The sequence below is a fragment of the Streptomyces sp. NPDC094143 genome (assembly GCF_040303825.1).
In the GTDB taxonomy this organism is placed as follows: domain Bacteria; phylum Actinomycetota; class Actinomycetes; order Streptomycetales; family Streptomycetaceae; genus Streptomyces.
Genome location: NZ_JBEOTZ010000006.1, coordinates 293,603 through 306,369 on the forward strand (window position 1 = coordinate 293,603; position 12,767 = coordinate 306,369).

11 protein-coding genes and 1 pseudogene are annotated in these 12,767 nt (G+C 71.7%); 4 read left to right on the forward strand and 8 right to left on the reverse strand.

Translation table 11 applies throughout. The features are described 5' to 3' along the window. Positions 1-5: 5 nt before the first annotated feature. On the reverse strand, positions 6-1,238 hold the full coding sequence (hemW, locus tag ABTZ58_RS11205) for a radical SAM family heme chaperone HemW (RefSeq protein ID WP_351353589.1): 1,233 nt from the start codon (positions 1,236-1,238) through the stop codon (positions 6-8). 27 nt (positions 1,239-1,265) lie between these two features. Further along, positions 1,266-3,791, reverse strand: a complete 2,526-nt coding sequence (locus ABTZ58_RS11210; protein ID WP_502996047.1) for a SpoIIE family protein phosphatase — start codon at positions 3,789-3,791, stop codon at positions 1,266-1,268. Between the two features lie 160 nt (positions 3,792-3,951). Here ABTZ58_RS11210 and ABTZ58_RS11215 point away from each other — a divergent pair, with 160 nt between their 5' ends. Continuing rightward, positions 3,952-4,080, forward strand: a complete 129-nt coding sequence (locus ABTZ58_RS11215; RefSeq protein WP_351353592.1) for a hypothetical protein — start codon at positions 3,952-3,954, stop codon at positions 4,078-4,080. A gap of 91 nt (positions 4,081-4,171) precedes the next feature. Beyond that, positions 4,172-4,384 (forward strand): annotated as a pseudogene (locus ABTZ58_RS11220) (hypothetical protein); the annotation flags it as partial. A gap of 267 nt (positions 4,385-4,651) precedes the next feature. Here the strand turns inward: ABTZ58_RS11220 and ABTZ58_RS11225 are convergent. Continuing rightward, the gene (locus tag ABTZ58_RS11225) at positions 4,652-6,526 is read right to left on the reverse strand and encodes an AMP-dependent synthetase/ligase (RefSeq protein WP_351353594.1); all 1,875 of its coding nucleotides are present in this window, start codon (positions 6,524-6,526) and stop codon (positions 4,652-4,654) included. A gap of 274 nt (positions 6,527-6,800) precedes the next feature. Further along, positions 6,801-8,669, reverse strand: a complete 1,869-nt coding sequence (gene lepA, locus ABTZ58_RS11230) for a translation elongation factor 4 (RefSeq protein WP_351353597.1) — start codon at positions 8,667-8,669, stop codon at positions 6,801-6,803. 239 nt (positions 8,670-8,908) lie between these two features. Between lepA and rpsT the strand changes: the two genes are divergently transcribed. Continuing rightward, positions 8,909-9,175 carry a 30S ribosomal protein S20 gene (gene rpsT / locus ABTZ58_RS11235; protein ID WP_010042013.1) on the forward strand — a complete coding sequence of 89 codons (267 nt, stop codon included), beginning with the start codon at positions 8,909-8,911 and terminating at the stop codon, positions 9,173-9,175. 175 nt (positions 9,176-9,350) lie between these two features. Here the strand turns inward: rpsT and ABTZ58_RS11240 are convergent, their stop codons facing one another. Then, positions 9,351-9,746, reverse strand: coding sequence for a nuclear transport factor 2 family protein (locus tag ABTZ58_RS11240; protein ID WP_351353601.1), 396 nt, complete (start codon positions 9,744-9,746; stop codon positions 9,351-9,353). 149 nt (positions 9,747-9,895) lie between these two features. Here ABTZ58_RS11240 and ABTZ58_RS11245 point away from each other — a divergent pair, with 149 nt between their 5' ends. Further along, a complete protein-coding gene (locus tag ABTZ58_RS11245; RefSeq protein WP_351353605.1) occupies positions 9,896-10,321 on the forward strand; it encodes a VOC family protein in 426 nt (141 codons plus the stop codon). Between the two features lie 30 nt (positions 10,322-10,351). Here ABTZ58_RS11245 and holA read toward each other — a convergent pair whose 3' ends face one another. The 3 genes from holA to ABTZ58_RS11260 all read right to left on the reverse strand — a co-directional run bounded on the left by holA (position 10,352) and on the right by ABTZ58_RS11260 (position 12,767). Beyond that, positions 10,352-11,341 carry a DNA polymerase III subunit delta gene (holA, locus tag ABTZ58_RS11250; protein WP_351353608.1) on the reverse strand — a complete coding sequence of 330 codons (990 nt, stop codon included), beginning with the start codon at positions 11,339-11,341 and terminating at the stop codon, positions 10,352-10,354. 48 nt (positions 11,342-11,389) lie between these two features. Further along, on the reverse strand, positions 11,390-11,635 hold the full coding sequence (locus ABTZ58_RS11255; RefSeq protein WP_351353611.1) for a hypothetical protein: 246 nt from the start codon (positions 11,633-11,635) through the stop codon (positions 11,390-11,392). Between the two features lie 226 nt (positions 11,636-11,861). Next, the gene (locus ABTZ58_RS11260; protein ID WP_351353613.1) at positions 11,862-12,767 is read right to left on the reverse strand and encodes an arylamine N-acetyltransferase family protein; all 906 of its coding nucleotides are present in this window, start codon (positions 12,765-12,767) and stop codon (positions 11,862-11,864) included.

Here is a 12,767-nt window from a genome sequence, read left to right on the forward strand (position 1 = left end):
ACGCCTCAGTCCACGAGATCGCGCACCACGCCGTCGGCCAGCAACCGCCCCCGCAGGGTCAGCACGGCCCGCCCCCGCGCATACGGCTCCTCCTGGAGCAGCCCGTCGGACAAGGCCCGGCGCGACGCCGCGAGCCCCTCCTCCCGCAGCAGCTCCAACGGCACCCCGTCCCGCAGCCGCAGCTCCAGCAGGATCCGCTCGACCCTCCGGTCCTCCTCCGACAGCACCTCACGCCCGGCCCCGGGCGAACGACCGGCCGCCAGCGCCGCCGCGTACGCCCCCGGGTGCTTCACGTTCCACCACCGCACCCCGCCCACGTGGCTGTGCGCCCCGGGTCCGGCCCCCCACCAGTCGGCGCCCCGCCAGTACAGCTCGTTGTGCAGGCACCGCCCGGCCGGGGAGGTCGCCCAGTTCGACACCTCGTACCACTCGAACCCCGCGCCCGAGAGCACCTCGTCCGCGATCAGGTACCGGTCGGCGTGGACGTCGTCGTCGGTCATCGGCACCTCGCCCCGGCGGATCCGCCGGGCCAGCTGCGTCCCCTCCTCGACGATCAGCGCGTAGGCGCTGACGTGGTCAGGACCGGCCCCCAGCACCGCGTCCAGCGAGGCCCGCCAGTCGTCGTCCGACTCCCCCGGCGTGCCGTAGATCAGGTCGAGGTTCACATGCTCGAAGCCGGCCGCCCGGGCCTCCGCGACGCACGCCTGGGGCCGCCCGGGCGTGTGAGTGCGGTCCAGCACCTTCAGCACGTGCTGCCGCGCGCTCTGCATGCCGAAGGAGATCCGGTTGAAGCCGCCCTCGCGGAGGGCCGCCAGATAGGCCGGATCGACCGACTCCGGGTTGGCCTCCGTCGTGACCTCGGCGTCCGCCGTCAGCCCGAACTCGTCCCGCACGGCCTTGAGCATCCGTACGAGATCACCGGCGTCCAGCAGCGTGGGCGTACCGCCGCCCACGAACACCGTGCGGACGGGACGCGGATCGTCCCCCAAGACCTTGCGGGCCAGGCGGATCTCGTCGACGAGCGTCTCGGCGTAGTTGTCGCGGGAGGCGAGCACCCCGCCGGTGCCGCGCAGCTCGGTGGCCGTGTAGGTGTTGAAGTCGCAGTAGCCGCAGCGGGTCGCGCAGTACGGGACGTGCAGGTAGAACCCGAGCGGGCGGGCGGCGGCCCCGGCGAGTGCGGACGCGGGCAGCGCGCCGTCCTCGGGGACGGGCTCGCCGTCGGGGAGAGCGGAAGGCATGCCTTCCATTGTCCAGCACCCGCGCGCTCACTCCGCCTGGAGCACCAGCAGCGCCAGATCGTCCGCCGGGGGCCGCGCCCCGAACTCGTGCACGAGCCGCTTGATCCGTTCGGCTATGAGCTCCGCGTCGAGCCCCGCGCACCCGGCCAGCGCCGCCGCGAGTCCGTCCCCGTCGTCGAACTGGCGGGAGCCGGAGCGGCGCTCGGTGACGCCGTCGGTGACACACAGCAGCGTGTCGCCGGAGCGCAGCTCGAAGGTCTCGCTGGTGTAGGTGGCGTCCTCGACGACGCCCAGCAGGGTCTGCGGCTGCGCGCACGGGTGGACCTCGCCGCCCGCCCCGAGCCGCAGCGGCAGCGGGTGCCCCGCGGAGGCGACGGTGCAGCGGACCCCGCCGTCGAAGGGGACCAGCTCGCCGTAGAGCAGGGACAGAAAGCGCGTCTGCGGACCGTCGCCGGGCGGGGTCGGCCGCGCGCCCGCCGCCACGAGGGCCCGGGCCGCCGCGTCCGCGGCCTCCGTGGCGTCGTCGAGCAGGAGCTGGTTGAGGCGGTCCAGGACGTCGGCGACCCGGTAGCCCTCGCGGGCCAGCAGCCGCAGCCACGGCCGGGCCAGGCCGATGACGACGGCGGCCTCGGGCCCCTTGCCCTGGACGTCGCCGACGGCGAAGCACCAGCGTCCGTCGCCGGCCGGGAACAGGTCGTAGAAGTCGCCGCTGGGGCCGCCCTTGTCGCACGGCTCGTAGACGAGGGCGCTGCGCATACCGGGGATCTCGGCGACGGCTCCGGGCAGCAGGCCGCGCTGCAGGACGGCGCTGATGGTGGCCTGGCGGGCGTACTGCCGGGCGGCGCCGATGGCCAGGGCCACCCGGCGGCCGAGGTCCTCCACGAGGCCGGTGATCTCGTCGGGGAAGCGGGCGGTGCCGGATCGTCCGATGACCAGGGTGCCGAGCGGGCGTCCCCCGGCGACCAGACGGTACGCCAGGGCCGAGCCGCACTCCCCAGGGGCGTCGCCGAGCGCCTCGCCGGGCCACGGGCAGGCGACGGGCCCGGACGTCAGGGGGTCGGACGGGGGCGGCGGTTCCTTCTCCAGGGTCCGGCGCAGCTCCTCGATGCGGTTCTCGCTGCCGTGCCAGACCCGGGCCAGCCGGGGGCCGCCGGCGCCACCGCCCCAGCCGGCGCCGGTGGCCTCGTCCTCCAGCCAGACCGCGCACCAGTCGGCCAGCCGCGGCACGATCAGCTGCCCGGCGAGGGCGGCGACCAGGTCCTCGTCGAGCTGCCCGGCGAGCAGGTCGGAGGCCTCCGCGAGGAAGGACAGGGCGCCGCGGCCGAGCCAGGAGCCGTCGGGCCCGTTGCACCCGTCGGGCTTCTCGTGGCGGTCCCGCCAGTCCCGCAGGTCGCTCCAGTCACGCAGGGCGGCCGAGTCACCCACGGCGGACGAGTCCTGCGGGACGGCCGAGTCCCGCAAGACAGGAGTGTCCGGCAGGAGGGGAGACTCGGGCAGAACGGACGCGCCCTGCGGGACGGCCGAGTCCAGCGGGGCCGCCGATTCCAGCGGGTCGGCAGTGTCCCGCAGGCCGGGAGACTCCGGCAGGACGGACGCGTCTGGCAGGACGGACGCGCCATGCGGGACGGCCGAGTCCAGCGAGGCGGCCGAGTCCAGCGAGGCGGCCGAGTCCAGCGAGGCGGCCGAGTCCCGCAGGCCGGAAGCCCGCGGGTCGGAAGCCCGCGGGTCGGAAGCCCGCGGGTCGGAAGCCCGCGGGTCGGAAGCGCCCCGCGAGCCGGAAGCGCCCCGCGGGTCGGAAGCGTCCCGTTCGGCCGCTCCGTGCCGGTCGCCGAGGGGCGGCTCCGGAGCCAGGATCCCGGCCACCCGCAAACCGTGCGCCAGCGCGCGCTCCCCGGCGTACGCCTCGATCTGCTCCCCGGCCGCGCACCCCACGGCGGGCAGCCGCGCCCACACGGTCTTCCGGCCCGTGCGGTACGTGATCCCCCAGGCCTCGGAGAGCGCGCCGACGAGCCGCAGGCCGCGCCCGTACTCCGGGGTGTCGTAGGGCGTCTCCGGCTCGCCGCCGCGCGGGGCCCGGGACGGATGGCGGTCGGAGACCTCGACGACGAGGGCGGCTGTCTGCGGGGCGTCGCCCTCCAGCCGGCACTCCATCTCGACGTCGGTGCCGGCGTGCACGACGGCGTTGGTGACGAGTTCGCTGACGACGATCGTGGCGTCGTCGCGCAGACGGTCGGTGACGTGCTCGGCGCCGGGCAGGCCAAGCCCGATCCACTCCGCGAGCGCCTCGCGCACCAGGGCACGGGCGGCTCCCGGCGCGACGGGGCTGCCGGGCAGGATCGCGTGCGCCCGCGCGCACTCCCGCGCGGGCACCTCGGAAGCGGAGGCGGGCTCCGTGCCGGCCGGTGCGCAGGCGTCGGCGGCGACCGCCTCCGCGGCCGGTGCGGGCTCCTCGAAAACGGGCCCCTCCTGAACGGGCACGGACGTCTCCCCAGCGTGTGCAGGCGCATCTGAGGCACGGAAAGCGGTCTCCCGTTGCGTCGGAATGGCCCCCATGGACAGCTCCCCGGGCAGTTCGTACGAATACGCCACAGTCGATGCCGACAGAGTGACAGACTGACCACGCCCATAAGCGCCGAGTTACCGAAGTGGGCCGCCATGAGTGAGAACCGTGCTACTCACTTGGTCGAAGACCGGCACGAAGACGGTCAGATTCGTGCATCCGATCTCCGTCCTCTGCTCGCTGCGGCACGTCAGACGGGAGCTGGTGCGCCACGGCCGCCTCGACGAGCGGCTCTCGGCCGGCCGGGGCAGGGCCTGTGGACGTCCCGGGTCGACGACGTGAACCAGTTGCTCGACGCCCTGCGGTGGCGGGCGGCGACCTGACCCGCACGGTCACGGTCGTCAGCCCCGGTCACACGGTGCCGTGCCAACCGGACGACGCCTGGCCCGCGCCGACCAAACTGAGGCGTGGACGTCCGGCAGGCCGGGCCGTCTCCCGCCCGCCCGGCCGGCGAGTGCTGAGCGTGGACGACGACATTCGCGACGTCTTCGCCCTCACCCATGTCCTGGGCCGGGTCGGGATGACCGTGCTCTACGCGGATGACGGCCGCGAGGGCATCGAGACGCTGGAGCGCAGCGCCGACGTCGTACATCGACCGGCCGCTGACGGTCGTGTGCGCACTGCTGGACCCGGACGGCGCGGAAGAAGACGCATGAGCGACGCGGGCATCCACGACGAACGGGCCCGGATCCTCCTGGTCGACGACATGGAGGACAACCTGACCGCCCTGGAGGCCAGGAGTTGCGGCGCCGGGTGGGAGACGTCCCGTAGGGGCGCGGGGCGCGGGTCCGACGTGCGGCTCCGCCGCGTGGGCGCGACCGGCCACCACGGGCCCGCAGCCCCCGGCCACCCCCTACGCCTCGCGCGACCCCTCGTACATCTCCTCGATCAGGTGCTTGTACTCCCGCTCCACGACGGGCCGCTTCAGCTTCAGGCTGGGCGTGATCTCACCGTGCTCGATGTCGAGATCCCGCGGCAGCAGCCGGAACTTCTTGATCGTCTGCCAGCGCTGCAGCCCCTCGTTGAGCTGCTTCACGTACCCGTCGACCATCTCGACGGTCTGCGGCGCCGCCACGATCTGCGCGTACGACTTCCCTTCGAGCCCGTTCTCCTTGGCCCACTCGGTGATCGCGATCTCGTCGAGCGCGATGAGCGCCGTGCAGAAGTTCCGGTCGGCCCCGTGCACGAGGATGTTCGACACGTACGGGCACACCGCCTTGAACTGCCCCTCCACCTCCGCCGGCGCGATGTACTTGCCGCCCGAGGTCTTGATGAGGTCCTTCTTGCGGTCGGTGATCCGCAGGTACCCGTCCGGCGACAGCTCCCCGATGTCGCCGGTGTGGAACCAGCCGTCCGGCTCCAGCACCTCGGAGGTCTTCTCGGGCAGCTTGTGGTAACCCTCCATGATCCCCGGGCCGCGCAGCAGGATCTCCCCGTCGTCGGCGATGCGCACCTCGGTGCCGGGCAGCGGCTTGCCGACCGTGCCGGTGCGGTAGGCCTCGCCCGGGTTCACGAAGGACGCCGCCGAGGACTCGGTGAGGCCGTAGCCCTCCAGGATGTGGATGCCGGCGCCGGCGAAGAAGTAGCCGATCTCGGGTGCGAGGGCGGCCGAGCCGGAGACGCAGGCGCGCAGGTTGCCGCCGAAGGCCTCCCGGATCTTGGCGTACACCAGGGTGTCGGCGACCTTGTGCTTCGCGTTCAGCCCGAACGGCACGGACGCGGTCCCGGTGCGCCGGAAGTTGTCCTGGGAGACCTTGGCGTACTCGCGGGCGACCTCGGCGGCCCACTGGAAGATCTTGTACTTGGCCCCACCGCCCGCCCGGGCCTTGGCGGCGACGCCGTTGTAGACCTTCTCGAAGATGCGCGGCACGGCCGCCATGTACGTCGGCCGCACCACCGGCAGGTTCTCGATGATCTTGTCGACGCGGCCGTCGACGGCGGTGACGTGCCCGACCTCGATCTGGCCGGAGGTGAGCACCTTGCCGAAGACGTGCGCCAGCGGCAGCCACAGGTACTGCACGTCGTCGCCGCTGACCAGCCCGGTCGCGGCGATCGCCTTCGCCATGTACGACCAGTTGTCGTGCGGCAGGCGCACGCCCTTGGGGCGGCCGGTGGTGCCGGAGGTGTAGATGAGGGTGGCCAGCTGGTCCTTGGTGAGCGCGCCGACCCGCTCCTTGATCAGGTCGGGGTCCTTCTCCAGCCGCGCGGCGCCGCGCTTCTCCAGCTCGTCGAGGGTCAGGATCCAGTCGGCGGTCTCGGCGCCGGCCGCGTCGATCACCACGACATGGGTCAGCTCGGGCAGCTCGGCGCGCTTCGCCTTGGCCTTGGCCAGCTGCTCGGCGTTCTCCGCGATGAGCACGCGGCTCTCGGAGTCCGACAGGATGTACGCCGACTCGTCGGCGTTGGTCTGCGGGTACACCGTGGTCGTGGCGGCGCCGGCGCACATGATGCCGAGGTCGGCCAGGATCCACTCGACCCGGGTGCTGGAGGCGAGGGCGACCCGCTGCTCGGGCTGCACGCCCAGCTCGATCAGGCCGGCCGCGATGGTGTAGACCCGCTCGGCGGCCTGCGCCCAGGTCAGCGACTTCCACTCATCCGGCCCCTGCCCGGACGACGAGGGGACCGGATACCGGTAGGCCTCGGCGTCCGGCGTGGCCGTCACGCGCTCCAGGAAGAGGCCCGCCACGGACGGCGGACGGTTCTCGATCAAAGTCTGTGTGTCGCTCACGACATCCTCCGGGGCCCGCGACAGTGCGGCTGGCTCAAGTGCGGCTGGTGGACACTCACGAGGCGTCACGAGGCGCAGGTCACACCCCGTTGTTTAACTCGTGAGTAACTATCGAGCAGGGATCAGAGTAAAGGCCGACCGGCCGCCACGTAAGGGGCCGCGGCCTGTCACTTCGTACAGAGAGCTACCCCGTGCACGCACAGGGCCCGCCGCACTTTCGTACGGCGGGCCCCTGTTCCACCCGGTTTGGGGTGTAACCCATGGTAATCCGCGGTTACTTCTTGCCCTTGCCCGATCCCGCGCTGTCATCGCTCGACAGGACGGCGATGAAGGCCTCCTGGGGAACTTCCACGGAACCCACCATCTTCATCCGCTTCTTGCCCTCCTTCTGCTTCTCCAGCAGCTTCCGCTTGCGGGAGATGTCACCGCCGTAGCACTTGGCGAGGACGTCCTTGCGGATGGCGCGGATGGTCTCGCGGGCGATGACCCGGGAGCCGATGGCGGCCTGGACCGGCACCTCGAAGGCCTGCCGCGGGATCAGCTCCTTGAGCTTGGCGACCAGCCGCACACCGTAGGCGTACGCCTGGTCCTTGTGGGTGATCGCCGAGAAGGCGTCCACCTTGTCGCCGTGCAGCAGGATGTCGACCTTGACCAGGCTGGAGGTCTGCTCGCCGGTGGGCTCGTAGTCGAGCGAGGCGTAGCCGCGGGTCTTGGACTTCAGCTGGTCGAAGAAGTCGAACACGATCTCGGCGAGGGGCAGCGTGTAGCGGATCTCGACCCGGTCCTCGGAGAGGTAGTCCATGCCGAGCAGCGTGCCGCGCCGGGTCTGGCACAGCTCCATGATCGAGCCGATGAACTCGCTCGGCGCCAGGATGGTGGCCCGGACGACCGGCTCGTAGACCTCGGAGATCTTGCCCTCGGGGAACTCGCTCGGGTTGGTGACCGTGTGCTCGCTGCCGTCCTCCATGACCACGCGGTAGACCACGTTCGGCGCGGTGGCGATCAGGTCGAGCCCGAACTCGCGCTCCAGCCGCTCGCGGATCACGTCCAGGTGCAGCAGGCCGAGGAAGCCGACGCGGAAGCCGAAGCCGAGCGCGGCGGAGGTCTCCGGCTCGTACACCAGCGCGGCGTCGTTGAGCTGGAGCTTGTCCAGGGCCTCGCGCAACTCGGGGTAGTCCGAGCCGTCGAGCGGATACAGCCCGGAGAAGACCATCGGCTTGGGATCCTTGTAGCCGCCGAGGGGCTCGGTGGCGCCCTTGGACTGGCTGGTGACCGTGTCACCGACCTTGGACTGGCGGACGTCCTTCACGCCGGTGATCAGGTAGCCCACCTCGCCGACACCGAGGCCGTCGGCGCCGAGCATCTCGGGCGAGTTGGTGCCGATCTCCAGCAGCTCGTGCGTGGCGCCCGTGGACATCATCTTGATGCGCTCACGCTTGTTGAGCTGCCCGTCGATGACACGGACGTACGTGACCACACCCCGGTAGGAGTCGTAGACCGAGTCGAAGATCATGGCGCGCGCCGGGGCGTCCTTGACGCCGACCGGGGCCGGGACCTGCTCGACGACCTTGTCCAGGAGCGCCTCGACCCCGAGCCCGGTCTTGGCGGAGACCTTGAGCACGTCCCCGGGGTCGCACCCGATGAGGTGGGCGAGCTCCTCGGCGAACTTCTCGGGCTGCGCGGCAGGCAGGTCGATCTTGTTCAGCACCGGGATGATCGTGAGGTCGTTCTCCATCGCCAGGTACAGGTTGGCGAGGGTCTGCGCCTCGATGCCCTGAGCGGCGTCGACCAGGAGGATCGTGCCCTCGCAGGCGGCGAGCGACCGCGAGACCTCGTAGGTGAAGTCGACGTGCCCCGGGGTGTCGATCATGTTCAGGATGTGCGTGTTCGTCTTGTCGTGGGTCGGGGCCCACGGCAGACGCACCGCCTGAGACTTGATCGTGATGCCACGCTCGCGCTCGATGTCCATGCGGTCGAGGTACTGGGCGCGCATCTGCCGCTGCTCGACCACTCCGGTCAGCTGGAGCATCCGGTCAGCGAGCGTGGACTTGCCGTGGTCGATGTGCGCGATGATGCAGAAGTTGCGGATCAGAGCCGGGTCGGTACGGCTCGGCTCGGGCACGTGGCTGGGGATCGCGGGCACGCAGGGTCCTGATTCTTGAGGCGTCCGCAGTGTCTGCGGTCTCGGGTCGGATCGATACGTAGCCTCCATCGTCCCACGGGTGGGGACCATGGACGGGTTTGGGCCGGGAATGCACCCGCTGGTAGCCTGGGTGGCTGTGTCTCCTGCCCTCTCGCACGAGGCACTACCTCAAGAAATCACCCGGTGCGGATCCGTGCGGCCTCGTGCGGCCTCGTGCCAGAACCTGAAAAGGCTCATTCGTGGCGAACATCAAGTCCCAGATCAAGCGGATCAAGACCAACGAGAAGGCGCGGCTGCGCAACAAGGCCGTGAAGTCCTCCCTGAAGACCGCGATCCGCAAGGCCCGTGAGGCCGCTGCCGCGGGTGACGTCGAGAAGGCCACCGAGTACCAGCGCGCTGCCGCGCGCCAGCTCGACAAGGCCGTCTCGAAGGGCGTCATCCACAAGAACCAGGCTGCCAACAAGAAGTCGGCGCTGGCTCAGAAGGTCGCCGCGCTCAAGGGCTGACGTTTGATGTGACGCCGGAGGGAATCGAGCGGGCCCTCTCTCATCCGCTCCCGTCCGGCACCCCTCGGATCCGCGCGCGGCCTGCGTTCGCCACGCGGGCGCGGATCCACCTGATCGAACCGTAGGCCGGGCCTCCTCCTGTTCCCCATGGGAGGGCGCCCGGCCCTCGGCGTGTTCAGGACCAGAACTCGTTGTTCCTGTCGATGTCCTCGACGCACTCGTCGAGGTCGGTGACCTTGTCGCCCACGATCCGGAAGATGATGCAGCCGGTGTCGTCCAGGTGCCTGCCGCCCCGCTCGGCCGTGAAGCGGGTCATGCCGACCGCGTGACCGCGGCCGTCGACGGCGATGCCGATCAGTTCGGCGCGCATCGTCCCGTCGGTCTCGGCGCCGAGCCGCTCGTACATCTCGATGATCGAGTCCACCCCTTTGAAGTCGCCCGACAACGGGTGGTTCCCGGGCACGTGGTGGGTGGCGTCCCCCGATATCATTCCGCGCAGGGTGTCCATGTCACCGCGGGAGAAGGCCTCGAATCCCTTGCGGACCAGCGCTGCGTGCGGGTGTTCAGCCATGTCCCTCGCCACCTCTCCGTCGCTTGGCGATGTACGGCTGACACTCCCGATTCTCCCTCCGGGCCGCCCGCACGGCATATTTCGAGCACGACGGCATCCCCGGCACATGCCCGGCACATCTCGGGCCCGTCTCCCGGCACAGTGGAGAGATGGACGCCGACGACACGGACGTACTGGCCGGAGCTCGCGTGGCGACCCGGCTCCCGGCGCAGGACCTGGACCGGGCGCGGCGCTTCTACGCCGAGAAGCTGGGCCTGGAGCCCGCCGACGAACGGCCCGGGGGGCTGCTGTACCGGTGCGGACGCGGGGAGTTCGCGCTCTTCCGGTCGGCGGGCACCTCGCCCGGCACCTTCACCCAGATGGCGTGGGAGGTCGACGACCTCGACGCCGCCGTGGCGGAGCTGAAACGGCGCGGGGTGGTGTTCGAGGAGGTCGACCTGCCCGGCTTCCGCACCCGGGACGGGATCGCCGAGGTCGAGGGGAACTACCCGGGCAAGGGCGCCCGGGGTGAGCGCGGCGCCTGGTTCCGCGACAGCGAGGGGAACCTGCTGGGGATCGGCCAGCCCCTGTACTGAACCTGCGCCGGGGCTTCGGTGACGGGCTCGTCAGGCCCGGCCCCGGGAGCGAGCCGCCCGGGCGATCGTGACCACCGCCTTCTCCAGGGCGTACTCGGGGTCGTCGCCCCCGCCCTTCACCCCCGCGTCCGCCTCGGCCACCGCCCGGAGCGCCACCGACACACCGTCCGGCGTCCATCCGCGCATCTGCTGCCGCACCCGGTCGATCTTCCACGGTGGCATTCCCAGCTCCCGGGCGAGATCGGCCGGCCTGCCCCCGCGCGCCGACGACAGCTTGCCGATCGCCCGGACGCCCTGCGCCAGCGCGCTCGTGATCATCACCGGTGCCACCCCGGTCGCCAGCGACCAGCGCAGCGCCTCCAGCGCCTCCGCCGCCCTGCCCTCGACCGCCCGGTCGGCGACCGTGAAGCTCGACGCCTCCGCCCGGCCGGTGTAGTACCGCCCGACGACCGCCTCGTCGATCGTCCCCTCGACATCCGCGACCAGCTGCGACACCGCCGAGGCCAACTCCCGCAGGTCGCTGCCGATCGCGTCGACGAGCGCCTGGCAGGCCTCCGGCGTGGCGGACCTGCCCACCACGCGGAACTCCTGCCGCACGAACGCAAGCCGGTCTGCCGGCTTCGTCATCTTCGGGCAGGCCACCTCACGCGCGCCCGCCTTGCGCGCCGCGTCGAGCAGGCCCTTGCCCTTGGCGCCGCCCGCGTGCAGCAGCACGAGGGTGATCTCCTCGGCGGGCGCCCCGAGGTACGCCTTGACGTCCTTGATCGTGTCGGCCGACAGGTCCTGCGCGTTGCGCACGACCACGACCTTGCGCTCCGCGAAGAGCGACGGGCTCGTCAGCTCGGCGAGCGTGCCGGGCTGCACCTGGTCCGGGGTGAGGTCCCGTACGTCCGTGTCGGCGTCGGCGGCCTTCGCCGCGGCCACCACCTCCTGCACGGCACGGTCGAGCAGCAGCTCCTCCTGGCCCACGGCGAGCGTCACCGGGGCGAGAGGGTCGTCATTCGCAGTCTTCCTGGGCATCGCGCCAAGCATCCCACGCGCCACTGACATCCCCGGCCGGCCGCGACTCTAGGGCTCTTCCCGCCAGCCGTCCCACTCGCCCGCGAAGCGGTCCAGCTCCTCCGCGTCCAGCCGCTCCTCCTCGTCCCGCAGGACGACCAGCCACTGCGCGTCCTCGGCGTCGTCCTCCCCGGCCAGCGCGTCCCGCACCAGCCGCGGCTCCTCGACGACCCCGAACCGCTCCCGCAGCGCCTCGGCCACCTCCTCGGCGGCGTCCCGGTCGGGCAGCACCAGCACATGTCGCACATCACTCACGCCGGACATTGTCCGACACCACCGCGCGGACCAGGGCACCACGTCCCTCCCCCTCCCCCCGACCGCTCGACACCGTGGACGCCGCGCGTCCCTCACCCCGACCGCTCGACACCGTCACTGCTCCACCCGGAGCCGGGGGGCCGCACCGTCGGTGCCCTGTCAGCGCCGGACCAGCACGCCACGTCCCACACCCCGACCGCTCGACACCGTCGACGCCGCGCGTCCCTCACCCCGACCGCTCGACACCGTCGACGCCGCGCGTCCCGCACCCCGACCGCTCGACACCGTCACTGCTCCACCCGGAGCCGGGGGGCCGCACCGTCGGTGCCCTGTCGAGCTCGATCCCGAACCGCTCGCGGTACGCGTCCAGCACCTCCTCGTCCGTCCCCAGTTCCCTCTCCTCCCGCCCCCCGCCGGCCGCCGTCGTCGTCAACCGGCGTCCGCTGAGCGTGATCCTCCCGCCGTCCCCTGTGACCCGCGAACAGACCAGCGACCGCGTGAAGTGCGAGACCGGCGACGTGCTGTGCCACCACGCCCCGGCCACGAAGTCGCCGAGCGCCCGGGGCCGCACCTCCAGCCGGTACTGCGCTCTGCCGTCCCGGAGCACGTCCAGGTCCGCCGCCCCCACCGTGCCGTGCCCGCCACGCACCCCGGCCGCGTCCGGCCCCGCCTCGACGATCCGGAACACGCCCGCCGGATCCTCCTGCTCCCCTCGCTCCCCGAACGCCAGCGGCAGGTGGCTGTGCGCCCCGAACCCGACGTCGGCCAGCCAGTCACCCCCGTCCACCGTCCGCACCCGCAACGCCAGGTGGTCGTACGGGACCCCGAGCCGCTCCCCGTCCCCATACACCCGGCCCGCGAGCAGCACCACGTCGTAACCCAACGCGGTCAGCAACGCCCCGAACGCGCCGTTCAGTTCGTAGCAGAACCCGCCCCGCCGCGCTCCCACCACCTTGTCCAGCAGCCACTTCTCCTCCAGCACGATCTCCTCGCCGAGATGGATCGAGAGGTTCTCGAACGGCACCGTCCGCAGATGGCGCAGATGCAGCTCGCGTAGTGCGTCGACGGTGGGCCACGCCGGGTGCTCGACTCCCAGACGACGGAGATAGGCATCAACCTGTGCTGAGTTCAT

Coding starts and splice junctions, on each gene's coding strand:
- holA (WP_351353608.1), bottom strand. CDS start 11,341: ATGCCCAGGAAGACTGCGAATGACGACCCTCTCGCCCCGGTGACGCTC.
- ABTZ58_RS11210 (WP_502996047.1), bottom strand. CDS start 3,791: ATGGGGGCCATTCCGACGCAACGGGAGACCGCTTTCCGTGCCTCAGAT.
- ABTZ58_RS11245 (WP_351353605.1), top strand. CDS start 9,896: ATGGACGCCGACGACACGGACGTACTGGCCGGAGCTCGCGTGGCGACC.
- hemW (WP_351353589.1), bottom strand. CDS start 1,238: ATGCCTTCCGCTCTCCCCGACGGCGAGCCCGTCCCCGAGGACGGCGCG.
- ABTZ58_RS11260 (WP_351353613.1), bottom strand. CDS start 12,767: ATGAACTCAGCACAGGTTGATGCCTATCTCCGTCGTCTGGGAGTCGAG.
- ABTZ58_RS11240 (WP_351353601.1), bottom strand. CDS start 9,746: ATGGCTGAACACCCGCACGCAGCGCTGGTCCGCAAGGGATTCGAGGCC.